The organism is Nonomuraea sp. NPDC049480, from assembly GCF_044465905.1.
Classification (GTDB): domain Bacteria; phylum Actinomycetota; class Actinomycetes; order Streptosporangiales; family Streptosporangiaceae; genus Nonomuraea.
In genome coordinates, this window is record NZ_JBITMD010000020.1 from 205,549 (window position 1) to 221,041 (window position 15,493).

Genomic DNA, 15,493 nt, shown 5'->3' on the forward strand with positions numbered 1-15,493 from the left:
CTCAGGAGATCCGTGAGAGGCGGACTATCGCCCGCTTCCCATTGGCGTAGACCGTGTCGACGCTGAGCCCGCCGTTGATCTCGATCCCGCCGTAGGCGGTCGTGGTCATGCCCGAGGACAGCGCGAAGGTGGGGCCATCGCGGGAGATGTCCACTACGGCCAGCCAGTCGACCCTGGGCTTGGCCTTGACCCGGTTGCCGAGCCGGATCATGTCCCCCGTCTTGACCTCGACCTCGCATTCCCCGTCCTTGCAGGCGCCGAGGTTCCGGCCGTCCGCGGCCTTGGGCCGCACCGATCTCGTCGGAGACGGCGATGACGTGGGGGACGGAGAGGGAGAGCTCGACGCCGTGGGCTCGGCGCTCGGGGTGTGCGTCTCGGGCTTCGTCGCCGCGGACACGTCCGGCTCGTCATCGCCACATCCCGTGAGGATCAGCGCGGCGGCCAACATCAGTGCGCAAGGCTTCCAGCTCATCGTGTCTTCCGTACCTTGGCTCGGCGGTCGGCTCAGACTGGCACGACACGCCCGGGACCGGTCCCGAGTCGCCTATGAGCGGAAATTTCAGCTGAAGGGCCCCGGTGACCCGTTCGCGACATGGCTCTCCAGACCGTCGGCGAGGACGGTCAGGAACTCCTCCAGGTCATCAGCGATGATCGGAGGGGAATCCGCGGTCCCGAGCGGATGCCGGTAGCAGCCGTCGCGGAGCTCGCCCGACGGCAGCTTGTACACGGGGCGGCCCTCCGGGAGCGGGACGGCGTACATCGTGCCGCCGCCGTCCGAGCCGAAGACGAGGACCTCCTGCTCGCCGGCCCCGGTTTTGACGGTCTGGGGCTCGCGCGCCCGATGCAGGCCGGCGATCCACGAAGGCGGGCCGAGGAAATAGCCGTTCCAGAAGTCGGGCAGGCTCACCTGTGCGATGACGTCGAAAAAGGCGCCAACGTCGGCGGGGACGCGCGGTCCGAACTCCGGTTCCAGCGTGGCCGCGCTCTCGCCCGGAGAGGCCGCGACGACGACGTTCTCGCCCGGCGGGTACCCGAACCGCTCCTCGAAGGCTGGCAGATGCCTGGCCACCAGCTCGTCCAGCCTGGTCCGGTACCGAATGACGTCGAACATGTCACTTCCTTCACCGACAGCCATGGAAGGCGGCGTCCGTGCACGCTGTCATCCAGTTCACATAGCGTCGAGCCGACCGGTTCTCAGCAGGTGGAGGGCCGCCTCCGATGGCAGGGGCGACGCCCGGAGGGCGGGGCCCAGCACCGCGTCCGGGCTGAGGTCCGGACGGTCGAACTGGTGGGCCTCGTCGAGGATCGTGCCGCCGGTCAGCAGCGCGGCGCACACGGCCAGCACCACCACGAGCAGGGTCGGCACGGGCTCGCCCCGGGCGCCCGGCTGGAACGACACGAACCACTGACCCGCGAACTCGTGCATGCGGGGCGGCACCAGGAAGGCGACGGCGTGCCCCGCGCCGCCCCAGTGGAACGTCCAGGCGTCCTCCTCTTCCACGAGGTGGACCTCGATGTTCGACACGCCGAGGATCGTTCGCATGGCGAACCCGGTCATGAGCGCGAGCGGTTCCGGATCCGGCCGCTTCGGGCAAACGACTCCGACCTCTATGGCCATGCCTCAGTCACCCCGGAAACACGATCCAGCCATCGGCTGAGTTGACGTAGATGCTGCTGATGGTCCCTTGGCGCGGTATCTGCGCCAAGGGTCCGTTGACACCGAAATCGATCATTGTCGCCCCCGGTACGTTCTTCGCATCGACGTACAGATCCACACCGGAGAAGCCCGCCTTGCTCGCCGAGCTCTCCGCCAGGCTCGCGTGCCTGAGCACCCCTGCGGGTGACGTCCCAGAGTACGCCTTCAGGCTGACAGGGGCTCCGTCCAGCCAGCCGTCGATGCCCGGCTGGCTGGGTGACGCCCCGACGAACCGCCCGCCGCGGAAGTCCACGATCTCTCTGGCCTGGACCAGCTCGTGAGGTTGCAGGCCGTTCCTGACGACCGACGGAGGCGTGCCTGCGGTCAGCCCTTTCGGCGTGCCGGTCGAACAGGCGGCGAGCCCGAGGGGATCCGACCAGGTCGTGGCGTTGCGTACATACGCGTGCGGGTTCCAGCCGCCGGTCAGCCCGATCGGGTCGGCGGCCGAATAGTGGCCGGAGTCCGGGTCGTAGTGGCGGAAAAGGTTGTAGTGCAGCCCGGATTCCTCGTCCGCGTACTGGCCCGGGAAACGAAGTGAGCATTCCAGGCTGGTCGCGCCGGGTTGCGCCGAGGCGCCCCAGAACGACTGCCGGGATCTCCATGCCAGCTCGCCGTCGGGATCGACGAGCTCCGCCGGCGTGCCGATCAGATCCGTGGCGATGGCGTAGAACCGCTCGTCGATCTCCTCCTGGGAGACGGCACGGCGCTCGGTCTGGCTCAGCGGGCGGAAGGTGCCTGGCTCCCAGTCCCAGGTCGTCGTGCGGTCCCCGCTGGTCTGTTCGGCGAGTGTGAGGCCGTCCCACGCGAAGTCGACGCGCCCCGTGCCGCCGACGCGCTCCTTGGCGATGCGGCGGCCGAGCGGGTCGTACAGGTAGCGCCAGGCCGTGCCGTCCGGGGTGACGACGCCGATCAGGCGGTCGTCGGCGTCCCAGCTGTAGTGCCAGGTGCGGGGTTTCGACGACAGGCCCTTCTTCTGGCGGAGGACCATACGCCCCTGGCGGTCGTACTCATAGCGGGTACGGCCCGCCTGGCGGATCATGGTGCCGGTGTACGCCCGCGGTCCATGAGAGTCTTCCAGGGTCGGCCAGAGGGCGTCGGTGACCTGGCCGGAGGTGTTGTACGTGTACTGCTCCGACCAGTTCGAGCCCCGCACCCCGGTGGCCCGGCCGAGGGAGTCCAGCTCGAAGCGGCGGCGGCCGGAGAGGAGGTCGTCGATCTTCGTGACGTAGCCGTCGGCGCGGTAGCCGTACGCGCGACTCTGGATCACGGGGCCGCCCGGTCCCTTGGCCAGGGTCTGGGTCTGGAGGCGGGAGTCCGGGTCCCAGCGGTGGGTCAGCCAGACATCCGTACCGAAATTTCGGGATATCTCCCTGCCGGCGGGATCGTAGTCGAAGTGAATCGTCTGGCCTGCCGTGTGGACGGCCAGCGGCCGGTTGCCGGCGTCGTAGTCCCACCTGGTCTCGGCACCGGACGGGGTACGGCGGTGCGTTCTCCGTCCGAGGGCGTCGTAGGCCGACGTGACGGCGCGGCCGTTGCACGTCTCGGCGGTGATCCGGCCCAGCGCGTCGCGGGTGATGCCGAGAACGGCGTCGGGGTTCGCGGCGCGGACGAGGCGGCCGAGCTCGTCATAGGCGAATGTGGCGACGCGGTCACCGGAGTGCTGGACGATGAGCTGGCCCAGCACGTCATAGAGGAACGTGGTGGACTGGCCCGCGCCGTTGACGCGTTCGGTGACGTTTCCCGCCGCGTCGTGGACGTAGGTCAGGACGCGGCGGTTGAAGTCGGTCTCCGTCGTGAGGTTGCCCGCGGGATCGTACGTGTACTGCCAGGTCAGGCCCTGAGGGTTGGTGACGGTGGTGAGCCTGAGCTCGGTGTCATAGGCGAACTCCAGGCGCGCCCCGTCCGGGGTGGTCTGGGAGATCGGGAGGTCGAACGGGCCGATCTCGGTGCGGGTGGACTGGCCGAGGGCGTCGACGTGCTCGATGAGGTTGTTCTCGGCGTCGTAGATCCAGCGTTCGGTGGCGCCGGTCGGCAGCGTGCGGGCGGCCGGTTCGCCCTCGACGGTCCAGGCGAAGCGGGTCGTGTTGCCGAGCGGGTCGGTGACGGCCGTGACCCGGCCGAACGGGTCGCGATCGTAGCGGGTCGTCGCGCCCAGTGGGTCGGTGATCGCGATGGGCAGACCTGCGGCGTCGTTCTCGATGGTCCGCGTGTGGCCGAGAGCGTCGGTGATCGACGTCAGGTGGCCGCGATCGTCGTACGCGTACGTGGCGGCCGGGTCGGAGGTGAGGTTGCCGCGCGCGTCGTAGGCCAGAGTCCATGCGGCGCCGTCGTAGTCGGTGACGGTTTCGGGGAGATGCAGCGCGTTCCGGGTGAGGCGGCGTTCTGTGCCGTCGGGGCGGATGATCGACAGCAGGGCCCCGGCATCGTCGTAGGCGTAGTTGGTGGTTCCGCCCAGCGGGTCGGTGTGGGCCAGCAGGCGGTCCTGGGAGTCCCACCGGTAGCGGGTTACGTGGCCCAGGGGGTTGCTCTCGGTGACGACCTGGAGGCGGTCGTTGTAGTGGTAGGTGGTGGCGTGGCCCAGGGAGTCGCGGGCCGTGGTGACGCCCTCCCCGTAGCTGATCTCGGTGTTGAAGATCCCGTCCGTGCCGGTGCCATAGACGCAGCGGCCTTCCTGGTCGTACGTGTACGCGTACCAGGTGCCGATGCGGTCCTGCCAGCGGGTCATCCGGCCTTCGTCGTCGTACGTGAAGCGCAGCGGCAGGCCGGAGGAGTTGGTCACCTCGGTCAGGTCGCCGGACTCGTCGTAGGCGTAGGAGACGACGGTCTGGCCGGCGCCGCGCAGGCGGATCTCCACGACGCGGCCCTGGTGGGTCTCGATGTCCAGGTGGTAACCACCGGAGTGGGTCACCTCGGTGAGCAGGCCGTCGGTGTAGTGGAAGTCGACGCGGTCACCATTGCGGCCGGTGATCGCCGCGATGGGCAGCACGTCTCCGTCCTGCCTGGCGAAGTGGGTGGTGTGGCCGGTGTGCGGGTCGGAGACCGTGTAGCCGTCTCCGGCTGGGCGCAGCGCCAGGCGGGGGCCGTCGTCGGGGTGGGCCGACCGGTCAGGCTCCGGATGGGGGAAGGACAGCAGGGTGCCGGTGGCCGTGGCCAGGCACACTCCCTCGGCGTCCACCTCGATGCGCTGATCCAGGGTCGAGGCCCAGGAACGGCCGAACCAGCGGCCGGTGCGGTGATTGGACAGGTGGGTGCGTTCCAGCCGTAACGGCAGCACGCCGGGCAGGTCCACGTCGGTCTGCGCGAGCAGCACGATGCCGGTCGGGAAGTGCACCGGGTCCTTGCTGAAGAACTGGCGGCCCCGCTGCCAGGCCGCGGCCGCGGCCGCTCCGGCGTGCGTTCCGCCTGCCTGGATCGCCGAGCGGATCGACATCGCGCCCGCGGGGATCTTCGCTGCCGACCCCAGCAGCGTGCCGCCGCCGGCGCGGACCGCGGCGGCCGCGCCACGCAGCCTCCCCACCGCCTTGGCGCCCTGGGCGAGCAGGCCGAGGCTCTTTCCGCCTGGGATGATCCCGAGCGCGGCCAGCCCCACCTCGCCCAACGATCCCCGGCCCTGCCGGTACTTGTTGAGCGCGTCGCCCAGCACCACCGCCCCGGCCGCCACCGCCACCCCGGCCAGGATCGCCCCGGCCAGCCCGCCGGTGCCGATCACCAGCACCACCAGCCCGGCCACCAGCGCGACCTTGCCGGCGAACGCCACGAAGTCGTCCCAGGACCGGAACGGCGTCGAGATCACGTCCCACGCCTGCTGCAGGAACGACTTGTTCCTGATGCCGCTGCCGTCGAGCGCCTGCTCGATCTCCCGTACGGCCCGCGATTCGGCGTCCCCGCGCAGCCGGGTCGCCTCGTCGGCGATCCGGCGTGCCCGTGCCCGGTCGGCCTCGGCGTTGCGGGCACGTTCCACGGCCGGCCGCACCGCCGCCCGCACGGCCGGCTCCGCGGCGCGGACGGCCGCTTCCGCCTCCGCCAGGCTGCGTACCCCGCCCGCGCCGGGGAGCTGCGCCCGCACCTCGCGTAGCGCGCCCTGGTATTGCGTGTCGGCCGTCCGACCCTGGCGCAGCGCCGCGCCGGCCTGCGCCCGGGCCTGCTCCAGGCTTCCGGCGTACGTCATCAGCGCGTTCCCGGCGCCCCGGTACGCCTTGCCCAGCTTGGCCAGCTCGCCGGGCAGCTCGCCCAGCGCCTCGGCGTACGGGGCGGCGTAGTCCCCGCGCATCCGCAGTGCCGAGCTGTTCCCGGACACCGCGCTCAGTTTGGCCGTGTTGTCCTCGGCCAGCCGCGCCTCCTCGAGCAGCCGGCCGGCGAGCCCCCGGACCTGGCCCGGATCCCCGGGCGCGGGGTCGCCGGGCAGGCCGAGCACCTCCCATCCGCCCGGCACGACGTCACGCTCCCGCGCCGCCGCTGAGCGAGGCGTCCAGCTCGCGGTGCTTGGCGATGGCGGTCTTGAGGAACTGGCTCATGCCCTCCAGGCCCTGCATGACCTGCCTGGCGCCGTTGTTCCACTGGTCGTAGTCCTGCTGGAACTTGCCGGATGCGCGCTCGGTGACGAAGTCGCTGCTGACGAGCTGGTCGATCATCGCCTTGAGCTGGGTCAGGCGGCTCTCGATGTCCTCCTTCTCCCTGTTCAGCCGGTTCGCGCTGTTCTCTACCTGGGGGAAGCTGAGGTGATGGGTCCCACCTGCCATGACGGTTCACTCTCCTTCGGGATCGGACCAGGCCAGGGTGGCGCTGATCGCGTCGAACAGGTCGAGCATGGGCTCGGTCAGGCTCAGGTGCGGGCTGGTGAGCACCAGGTCCAGCACGCCGTGCCCGCCGGGTACGGGGATGAGGGTCTGCATGGTCACCGCCTCGATCTCGCCGGCTTCGACGCCGGTGACCCGCACGGCACGGCCGGCGTCGACCTCGACGATCTCCACATCCCGCCAGGCCGGCGTGCCTTGTCGTGGCGGGATCGCGATGATGCCGGAGGCGATCGCCTCGACGGTGTTGCCCGCGGGGTCCGGCGATCCCGGCGTGTGCAGGACCATGAGCGTGGCCAGGACGGTGCCGACGTCCTCCACGTGGTCGGTCATCGCCGCGCCGAACACCGCACCGCGCCGACCCGCCAGGTCGGCGACCTCGCGCAGCACCTTCACCAGCACCGACCGGTGCGGCGCCAGCTCCGGGGCGGCGCTCACCCGGGCGTCCACCAGGCGTGCCAGGTCACCGGTACGCCCGGCCCGCCAGGTGTCGAACGCGTACCAGGATTCGGGCACCCGTACCGTGAATCCGAAGGGCAGATCAGCCATGGCCGAGCTCCTCCACGACACTGGAGGCCGGTTGGTGCGCCGGCCTGTCCATCAGGGCGAGCACCAGCGACGCTGCGATCGTCGCCAGCAGGATTCCGGTGAGCACACCGAGGCCGAGTGCCTTCATCACGTACTCCCGGTCTTCGTCGACAGCGACTCCGACAGCGAGGCGTCCAGCTCGCCGGTGCCCTCGACGAGGGCGTCGAGCAGGCCAGCCGCCCGTTCGAGCAACTGGTTCATCCGCTCCCGGTTGTCCGAGGACTCCGCGAAGAACGTCCGCATGGCTTCGTCGACCTTCTCCGACCCGGTACGCGCGTCGAGCGCGCCGATCCTGCCCCCGTCCAGCGCCGAGCGAATGGATGTGAGGTCCCGCGAGACGTTCGCGGCCTCCTGCCTGTCGGCGGTGAATTCCTCAGCCATTCGGCACCTCCGCCTTGACCGGCTCGTACTCGCGCCAGTCCCGATAGACCGTCTCCACGACCAGCGGCCCGTCGGCCCTGGTCTCGGTCTGCACCTTCAGCCGAACGGGCAGCCCGTCACCGTCCACCCGCAGCCAGAACCTGATCGGCCCCTCCCCGCCGAACTGCCCGAACGCGTCGGTGGACTCCTCGCCCCTCATGCGGTGCGCCTGGGCCGTGCCCGTGATCGTCCGGCCGCCGCCGGGCGCGGGCGCGGCGCGCACGTCCGCGCCCGCCGCGTCGAGCAGCGCCTTGATCGTGTACGGCGAGCTGTATCGCCGGACGGCGGGGGCGTGCAGGTGCGCGCACGGCTCGACCTCCGGCCGGCCTGCGTCGAACGCCACGCCGCCGGCCACGCCCCGGTCACCGACCAGGGACACGTTCGTTGGAGCGTTCCCGCACGTCAACTTCATCTCGTACGAGGTGGCCGCGGTCCGGTCGAAGCTCAGCCTGCCGTCGGCGGCGAAGTCCCGTCCCTCCTGGTGAAAGGAGGCGGTACGGCGATCGATGGCGCCTGTCACGTCCCGCCAGTCGTGCTCCCGCGCCCCGCCGGAGATCGCCACCACCGCGGTCGCCGCGACCGCGACGATCGACACGCCGATCGCGATCCCGGCCAGGAACGCCGGCTTCCGCCAGGTGGGCGTCGTCACGAGCACCGGCTCGGACGGCGCCGGCTCGTACGGCCTGGTCCGGCTCTCGGCCTCCCGCAGCAACTCCTCCAGCGAGGCGCCGTGGCCCGCCGCGGAGTGGCCGAGCAGGATGCGCACCAGCTCGACCGCCGTCGGGCGGGACCCGGGATCGGGCTGCCGGCACTCGTCGATCACCGCGCGCAGCGCCGGGAGCATCCGGTCGAGATCGGGCTCCTCGCCCTCCCCCGCCTGCCACCCCGTCGCCGCGAAGACGATCACATCGGCCCAGTCGCGCACGTCCTGCGAGGGGAACTCGCTGTCGCGCGGCCCGGGCGCGAAGAACGCCTGCCCGTGCGGCCCGATCAGGACGTTCGCCGGGCTGAGCCGCAGCCCCGCGATCCCGGCCAGGTGCAGCCTGGCCATGGTGGCGGCACTGCCCAGCGCGAGCAAGTAGAGCGCCTCGCCGCCGAACGGCCCGGCCGCCCTGACGACGCGGGCCAGCGGCCGGCCCTTTCCCAGGTAATCATGGGGCCGTAAGGCCAGGCCGTCGCTCCATCCGTGGACTTCCCGCCCTTGATGGGACCGGGCCGACGGCGGTTCGCCGGTGCCGAAGGACTTCGGCGGTGCCGGCCGCGTACGGTGGAGCGGCTTCCCGAGGGTGGCGACGGCGCCACGATCGAAATCGAAGAGGTCGTTGCCTGAACCACGCTGAAAATCCATCGCCATACCCGTGCCGATCGACTCGCGCCAGGGTGGGCACGCCGATGTATGCGCAGGCAGGCGCACCTTCCGGCCATCGGCGAGCGCCGTTTTCCGCCAGGTTGTACGCCGCTCACCGGGGCTGGGTTCAATCGAATTCCAAGAATTTTTCGCGTCTTCGTCACATGGGCGGGACGACGGTGAACAGCTCGTAGCTGTGCCCGTTGGGGTCGCGTACGTACACGCCGCGGCCGCCGCCGAGGTGGTTGATCTCGCGGTCCCAGCCCTTCATGGGCCCGGACCCGCCGCAGGCGTGCATCGGGCCCACCCCTCCCTCGCCCTCGGCAGCCGTCAGGCGGGATTCTCGGCCTGGATCTCGCGGACCACCTCGGACGCCTCGTTGACGTGCGCGTCGATGCCGCTCATGGAGTTGAAGACATGTCTGACCGTCCCCTGACGGTCGATGACATAGGTGACGCGGCCCGGGATCAGGCCGAGCACCGCCGGCACCCCGTAGCTCTTGCGCACCTGGCCGCCCTGGTCGCTCAGCAGCGTGAAGGGCAGCCGGTGCCGGCCGGCGAACGCGGCGTGCCGATCGACCGAGTCGGAGCTGACGCCGATGACCTCGGCCCCGGCATCGGTGAAGACCTCGTGGCTGTCCCGGAAGGCACAGGCCTCAGCGGTGCAGCCACGGGTGTCGTCCTTGGGATAGAAGTACAGGACAACCGCCCGTTCGCCGAGCCGGTCGTACAGCCGGACCGGTTGGCCGGATTGCGACGGAAGGGTGAAGTCGGGCGCCTTGTCGCCTGCTTGGATACCTCGTGCCATGTCTGCCTGCCTCTCCTCGCCAGCGCCTTCCCTACTCGATGACCAGCTCGACCGGCATGTTTCCGCGGGTGGCGTTGGAGTACGGGCACACCTGGTGGGTGGCCTCGACGAGCTCGCGGGCCGCCTGCGGCGCGATGGTGTCGGGCAGCTCCACCCGGAGCGTGGCCTCGAGCTGGAAGCCGCCCTGGCCGTTGGGCGACAGGCCGATCTCGGCCGTGACCGACGCGTCCGCGACGTCGAGCTTCTGGCTACGGGCCACCAGCTGCATCGCCGAGGTGAAGCAGGCGGCATATCCGGCGGCGAAGAGTTGCTCGGGGTTGGTGCCCTCGCCGTCACCGCCCAGCTCCTTCTGCCTGGCCAGCTTGAGGTCCAGTTTCCCGTCCGAGGAGATCGCGCGAGAGTCACGTCCGGCGGCGGTGGCGATGGCGGTGTAGATGCTCATGACTTCCTCCCGTATCAGACAGACCTGTCTGTCTCTTGTTCCCAACAGTAGACAGACCTGTCTGGTACTGTCAATGGGGTGACCGCAGAGACTATGGAAGGGCGCCGTCCGGCTCGTGCACGCGTCCTGGAGACCGCGACCCGCCTGTTCTACGCGGAGGGCGTGCACTCCGTGGGCATCGACCGGATCATCGCGGAGGCGGGGGTCGCCAAGGCGACCTTCTACCACCACTTCCCGAGCAAGGACGATCTCGTCCGGGCCTACGTGACCGAGCAGAGCTCCTGGCAGCGGGCGGCGGCCGCCACGATGCCGGCCGCCTCGTCACGGGAGACGCTGGAGACCGTCTTCACCTTCATGTGCGACTTCGGCGCGGGACCCGGCTATCGGGGTTGCCCTTTCATCTACACCGCGGCCGAGTATCCCGATCCTGCCCATCCCGTGCGGCAGGCCATCGCGGAGCACCGGCGCTGGACCCGCGACCTCTACCGGGACTTGCTGGCGGCCGACGGTCACCCGGACGCCGAGCGCACCGCGGACATCCTCTTGCTGCTCAGGGACGGGCTCTCGGTCAGCTTCGACCTCGACGATCCCACCGCGGTCCGCGCCGCCGCCCTGGAGGCACTCGCCCGGCTGCTGGGCCAGACAGGCGCGGCCTCGAGCTAGCCGGCGTCCGGCATCAGGATGGGAGGGACAGGCTCATCCACTGGCGGCCAGCTCATCGTCGGCGACGGTGCGTGAGGTCTTCCGGCCAGTGCCGAGGTTGAGGAGCAGCGAAGCCGCTGTCAGCGCCACACCGAACCAGACGACACTTGTGACACCTGCATGATCGGCGAACAGCCCACCGAAAAGCGCGCCGAGAGCGATAGATGTGTTGTATGCCATGGTGTTGAGTGACATGGCGGCTTCAAAGGTGTCGGGCGCGGCAGCGAGCGTCATGTTGACCTGGCACAGTTGCACGGCGCCGAAGGAAAGTCCCCAGAGGATCAGCGAGATGATCGAACCGGCCTGCCCGTCACCGATCGTGAGCAGCAGGAGCAAGGACACCACCAGTCCCGAGCAGCCGGCGATGAAGCTGCCCCGCAGATTCCTGTTCACGGTATGTCCGGCGACGAAGTTCCCGGCGGCGCCGGCGACACCGAAAATCATCAGCACCACGGTGACGAAGACGGGCGTGGCGGCCGCATTTTCCTCCAAGAAAGGTCGCACAAAGGTGTACGCCCCGAAATGGCCGAGCACGAACAATACGACGGTGAACAACACCGAACGCAGCGGCACGTTCTTGAGCGGAAGCCCGAAGACTTCCCGGACCGAGACCGCGTTCTGCGACGGCAGTGATGGAATCATGGCAGCGACCGCCAGGAACACCAGCGCGCTGAGGCCGCTCCAGATGAGAAACGTGGTTCGCCAGTCGGTGAGGCTTTCCAGGAATGTTCCCAGCGGTATGCCCGCTACCGTGGCGATCGAGATGCCGGACATCACGATCGCGGCCGCCCTGTTCGCGTGGCGTTCCGGAACAAGGCGCATCGCCATGCTCACGCCTATGGCCCAGAACACGCCGCTGGCAAATCCCATGATGAGCCGCGTTGTCAAGATCAGTGCATAGTTCGGCGACACGGCGGTGACGACGTTTCCCAGGGCCAATATCGCCAGTAGCGTGGACAGCAGCACGCGCCGGTTGACGCGCCTGGTCCATGCCACGATGAACGGCACGCCCAGCCCCGCCGAGACGCCCTGCAAAGTGACCATGAGCCCGGCGACACCCACCGATATGTTCAGGCTTGTGCTCAGCGGAGTGAGCAGACCGACGGGCATCAGCTCAGTGGTGAGGAAGACGAACAAACTGGCTGTGATCGCGGAGACGCCCAGCCATGCTCTCGAGGTCGAGTGCGGGCGTTCTTCATGTATGAGCATGTGTTCTCTCTGATGTCACCGGATCCCGGATGAGGGTTCCGTCATGACTCAAGGGTGCGCGAGAGTCGATCAATGAGTCCAACACATAATTTTCATCGTGAACGATCGTGTTGCACGATGGTTGGATGGAGCTGCAACAGCTGAGGTACGTCATCGCGGTCGCGGAGACCAGCAACTTCACCCGGGCCGCCGAACGCTGCCGGGTCGTGCAGTCGGCGCTCAGCCATCAGATCGCCGGCTTGGAGCGGGAGTTGGGCGCCCGGCTGTTCGAGCGGACCAGCCGGCGCGTACGGCTGACGCCGGCCGGGGAGGCGTTCCTGCCCGCGGCCAGGGAGTGCCTGGAGGCTGCCGATCGGGCCCGGGCCGAAGTCGCGGCCGCCAGCGGGGAGATCCGCGGGCGGCTCGCCGTCGGCGCCATCCCCACGGTCGCGGCCGTCGATCTGCCGGTCGTACTGAAGGAGTTTCGCCATCGACACCCGAGGGTGCACATCACGCTCACCTCGAGTGGCAGCGAAGACCTGATCGAAGGGGTCCGGCGGGGCGGCGTCGACGTCGCGTTCCTCGGCCTGCCGACGCGTGCGGAACCGAAGGCCGTCCAGAGCCGCCCGCTGGCCAGAGGTGAGCTGGTCGCCGTGGTCGCGCCGGATCATCACCTGGCGGACGACGAAGCGGACCTGCGAAGCCTGGCGGACGAGCCGTTCATAGACTTCCGCGCCGGCCATGCCGGGCGGGCTCAGTCGGACGAGGCCTTCGCGGCCGCCGGGGTAAGACGTGACGTCGCCTTCGAGGTGTCGTCCGCCGACTTCATGGTCGACCTGGTGCGGCATGGCCTCGGCGTGGGGCTGTTGCCGGCCGCGTACGCGCCGCGCTTTACCGACCTGCGCATCATCCGGCTTCGCGATGCTCCGGCGCGGGTGGAGCACCTCATCTGGGGGAACCACCCGTCCCCGGCCGCCACGGCCTTCCTGGAATTGATCGACCACCGCGGAGGTCAGGACCGCCGGCGTGGCCGGCCGTAGATCTGGGAGACCCTCCCCGGCTTGACCTTGACGCGGCGTCAACGTGTCTCATGGGGGTGACCGGAGCCGAGGGAGAGGAAGCTGATGGTCAGAGCCGCACTACGAGTCCTGGGGTTCGAGCTCAAGGGCCTGGCCGGCATCGGGCTGTGGATCGTCCGCCGACGGCACGGAGTGCCCGCGGGCGCGACCGTCGTGACGTACGCGAAGGAGCTGGCGTTCACGCTGTCGCTGATGTTGTTCGCGATGGCGGTCGAGACGGTGGTCGTGGATGTGCTGCTGGTCGCGACCGGGGTGCCGGACTGGGTGCGGTTCACGGTGCTGATCGCCGACGTGTACGGGCTGCTGTTCGGGGTCGCGCTGGCCGCGGCCTGCGTCACCCGGCCGCACGTCATCACCGCCGATGAGCTGCGCGTCAGGTACGGCGCGTACTTCGACGTACGCGTGCCCCGCGACCGCATCGTCGCCGTGCGCACGAGCCGCAACGACAACGAGAGCAGCATGGTCTCGGTCGAGGACGGGCACCTGCGGGTGGCGGTCGGGTCACGGACCAACGTGACGATCGAGCTGAGCGAGCCGATCGTGTTCGTCCGCCCGCTCGGCCGCCGCGCCGAAGCCACCACGATCACGTTCTTCGCCGACAGGCCGGAGCCGGTGGTGTCCGCCCTCCGGTCCGATCTTGGCACGCGCATCTAGGCGAACTCCTTTCGCGGCGTTACGTTCCTATGCAGCACCATCTCGGGATCTTCCGCCCTCGACCTCGGATGGAGGCGCCGCCATGCTGCTCACCCGCAGAAAAGGCGTCATTGTCGCAGCCCTCGCCACCCTGTGCTTATCCCTGATCGTCGCGCCCGCGCGGGCCGCCGCCCCGCCGGACATCCCCCTCGCCAACGTCAAGGCCCACCTCGCCCAGTTCCAGTCCATCGCCGACGCCAACGGCGGCACCCGCGCCCACGGCCGCCCCGGCTACCTGGCCTCCGCGAACTACGTCAGGGACCGGCTGAACGCCGCCGGCTTCACCACGACGCTCCAGACCTTCACCTACAACGGCGCCACGGGTTACAACGTCATCGCCGACTGGCCCGGCGGCAATCCTGACGACATCCTGATGATCGGCGCCCACCTCGACAGCGTCACCGCCGGACCCGGCATCAACGACAACGGCTCGGGCAGCGCCGCGATCCTGGAGAGCGCGCTCGAGGTGTCCCGTCAGGCGCTCCAGCCGGCCAAGCACCTGCGGTTCGCCTGGTGGGGCGCTGAGGAGCTGGGGCTGCGCGGGTCGCAGTTCTACGTGAACAACCTGCCGGCCGCCGAACGCGCGCGGATCAAGGGATACCTGAACTTCGACATGGTCGGCTCCCCCAACGCCGGATATTTCGTATACGACGGCGACAACTCGGACGGCACGGGCGCCGGTCCCGGCCCGGCCGGGTCGGCGGCGCTGGAGCAGACCATCATCGACTACTTCACCTCGATCGGCGTGCCCACCCGGGGCACCGACTTCGACGGCCGCTCCGACTACGGCCCGTTCATCGCGGTCGGCATCCCCGCGGGCGGCACTTTCACGGGCGCGGAGGGCGTCAAGTCCTCGGCCCAGGCGGCGTTGTGGGGCGGCACGGCCGGGCAGGCGTTCGACCCCTGCTACCACCGTGCTTGTGACACGCGGGTCAACATCAACGACACCGCGCTGGACCGGAACGCCGACGCGATCGCGCACGCCGTCTGGACGATCGCCACCGCCGTACCGCCGGTCGTGGTCTGGCAGGACACGTTCGAGACGGCGAACGGCTGGACCGCCAACCCCTCCGGCACGGACACCGCCACCGCGGGCCAGTGGGAACGCGGCGACCCGGAGGCCACCACCTCCTCGGGCGCCAAGCAGCTCGGGACGACGGTCAGCGGCACGAACGACCTGGTCACGGGGCGGCTCGCGGGCTCGTCTGCGGGCACGTACGACATCGACGGCGGCGTCACCTCGATACAGTCGCCTCCGATCACGCTGCCTTCGTCCGGTCCCTTGAACCTGTCGTTGTCCTGGTATCTGGCGCACGGCTCGAACTCCTCCAGCGCCGACTACCTCAGAGTCCGCGTGATCGGCACCACCACGGCCACGGTGTTCCAGCAGTCCGGCGCGGCGTCCAACCGCAACGGCTCCTGGGCGACCGCCACCGCGAGCCTGAACGCCTTCGCCGGGCAGACTGTCCGCATCCTCATCGACGCCGCCGACGCCTCGGGGGCCTCCCTGGTCGAGGCCGGCATCGACGACGTCAAGATCACCCGCTAGCGGGCCGCAGGCACCCTCCCCGGCGGGGCGTGGCGTTCAGCCAGGCCACGTGCCGGTACGGGCCATCGGCAGGTGGCCCGTACCGGCACGTAACGTCAGCTGACCGCCGCCGACGCAACGGCCGCTGCCTTGGCGGCCGTACGAGCTGGTATGGAGCGGAGGTTGAACGCGTACCGGGCGACGGAGTC

At 69.7% G+C, this 15,493-nt stretch carries 17 protein-coding genes; 4 read left to right on the plus strand and 13 right to left on the minus strand.

All coding sequences use genetic code 11. The features are described from left to right. Position 1 precedes the first annotated feature (1 nt). The 12 genes from ACIBX3_RS42845 to ACIBX3_RS42900 all read right to left on the minus strand — a co-directional run bounded on the left by ACIBX3_RS42845 (position 2) and on the right by ACIBX3_RS42900 (position 10,094). Positions 2-472 (minus strand): hypothetical protein, encoded by a 471-nt coding sequence (locus ACIBX3_RS42845; protein WP_397126340.1) that lies wholly within the window; start codon positions 470-472, stop codon positions 2-4. An 87-nt stretch (positions 473-559) separates the two neighbouring features. Further along, complete coding sequence (locus ACIBX3_RS42850; RefSeq protein ID WP_397126341.1) at positions 560-1,111, minus strand: hypothetical protein; 552 nt, start codon at positions 1,109-1,111, stop codon at positions 560-562. A 57-nt stretch (positions 1,112-1,168) separates the two neighbouring features. Then, positions 1,169-1,618, minus strand: a complete 450-nt coding sequence (locus tag ACIBX3_RS42855) for a hypothetical protein (RefSeq protein ID WP_397126342.1) — start codon at positions 1,616-1,618, stop codon at positions 1,169-1,171. 7 nt (positions 1,619-1,625) lie between these two features. Beyond that, positions 1,626-6,128: an RHS repeat-associated core domain-containing protein gene (locus tag ACIBX3_RS42860; protein ID WP_397126343.1), complete on the minus strand. Its 4,503-nt coding sequence runs from the start codon at positions 6,126-6,128 to the stop codon at positions 1,626-1,628. A 4-nt stretch (positions 6,129-6,132) separates the two neighbouring features. Beyond that, positions 6,133-6,435 (minus strand): WXG100 family type VII secretion target, encoded by a 303-nt coding sequence (locus tag ACIBX3_RS42865; protein WP_397126344.1) that lies wholly within the window; start codon positions 6,433-6,435, stop codon positions 6,133-6,135. A gap of 6 nt (positions 6,436-6,441) precedes the next feature. Then, positions 6,442-7,038, minus strand: coding sequence for a hypothetical protein (locus ACIBX3_RS42870; protein WP_397126345.1), 597 nt, complete (start codon positions 7,036-7,038; stop codon positions 6,442-6,444). Beyond that, positions 7,031-7,165: a hypothetical protein gene (locus tag ACIBX3_RS42875; protein WP_397126346.1), complete on the minus strand. Its 135-nt coding sequence runs from the start codon at positions 7,163-7,165 to the stop codon at positions 7,031-7,033. Before ACIBX3_RS42875 ends, ACIBX3_RS42870 begins: the two co-directional genes overlap by 8 nt. Next, a complete protein-coding gene (locus ACIBX3_RS42880) occupies positions 7,165-7,458 on the minus strand; it encodes a hypothetical protein (RefSeq protein WP_397126347.1) in 294 nt (97 codons plus the stop codon). The genes ACIBX3_RS42875 and ACIBX3_RS42880 overlap by 1 nt, the downstream gene beginning before the upstream one ends. Then, on the minus strand, positions 7,451-8,845 hold the full coding sequence (locus tag ACIBX3_RS42885; RefSeq protein WP_397126348.1) for a hypothetical protein: 1,395 nt from the start codon (positions 8,843-8,845) through the stop codon (positions 7,451-7,453). Before ACIBX3_RS42885 ends, ACIBX3_RS42880 begins: the two co-directional genes overlap by 8 nt. 160 nt (positions 8,846-9,005) lie before the next feature. Then, complete coding sequence (locus ACIBX3_RS42890; RefSeq protein WP_397126349.1) at positions 9,006-9,152, minus strand: hypothetical protein; 147 nt, start codon at positions 9,150-9,152, stop codon at positions 9,006-9,008. A 23-nt stretch (positions 9,153-9,175) separates the two neighbouring features. After that, positions 9,176-9,652, minus strand: coding sequence for a peroxiredoxin (locus ACIBX3_RS42895; protein WP_397126350.1), 477 nt, complete (start codon positions 9,650-9,652; stop codon positions 9,176-9,178). Between the two features lie 31 nt (positions 9,653-9,683). Then, positions 9,684-10,094 (minus strand): organic hydroperoxide resistance protein, encoded by a 411-nt coding sequence (locus ACIBX3_RS42900; RefSeq protein ID WP_397126351.1) that lies wholly within the window; start codon positions 10,092-10,094, stop codon positions 9,684-9,686. A 78-nt stretch (positions 10,095-10,172) separates the two neighbouring features. Between ACIBX3_RS42900 and ACIBX3_RS42905 the strand changes: the two genes are divergently transcribed. Continuing rightward, positions 10,173-10,757 (plus strand): TetR/AcrR family transcriptional regulator, encoded by a 585-nt coding sequence (locus ACIBX3_RS42905; RefSeq protein ID WP_397126352.1) that lies wholly within the window; start codon positions 10,173-10,175, stop codon positions 10,755-10,757. Between the two features lie 33 nt (positions 10,758-10,790). Here the strand turns inward: ACIBX3_RS42905 and ACIBX3_RS42910 are convergent, their stop codons facing one another. Then, positions 10,791-11,933 carry an MFS transporter gene (locus ACIBX3_RS42910; protein WP_397126353.1) on the minus strand — a complete coding sequence of 381 codons (1,143 nt, stop codon included), beginning with the start codon at positions 11,931-11,933 and terminating at the stop codon, positions 10,791-10,793. A gap of 197 nt (positions 11,934-12,130) precedes the next feature. Here ACIBX3_RS42910 and ACIBX3_RS42915 point away from each other — a divergent pair, with 197 nt between their 5' ends. The 3 genes from ACIBX3_RS42915 (at position 12,131) to ACIBX3_RS42925 (ending at position 15,305) form a co-directional block, all read left to right on the plus strand. Continuing rightward, entirely contained in the window at positions 12,131-13,024 is an 894-nt protein-coding gene (locus tag ACIBX3_RS42915; RefSeq protein WP_397126354.1) for a LysR substrate-binding domain-containing protein, read from the plus strand. Positions 13,025-13,108: 84 nt separating this feature from the next. Further along, positions 13,109-13,717: a hypothetical protein gene (locus ACIBX3_RS42920; protein ID WP_397126355.1), complete on the plus strand. Its 609-nt coding sequence runs from the start codon at positions 13,109-13,111 to the stop codon at positions 13,715-13,717. Positions 13,718-13,799: 82 nt separating this feature from the next. After that, a complete protein-coding gene (locus ACIBX3_RS42925) occupies positions 13,800-15,305 on the plus strand; it encodes a M28 family peptidase (RefSeq protein ID WP_397126356.1) in 1,506 nt (501 codons plus the stop codon). The last annotated feature ends 188 nt before the right edge of the window (positions 15,306-15,493 follow it).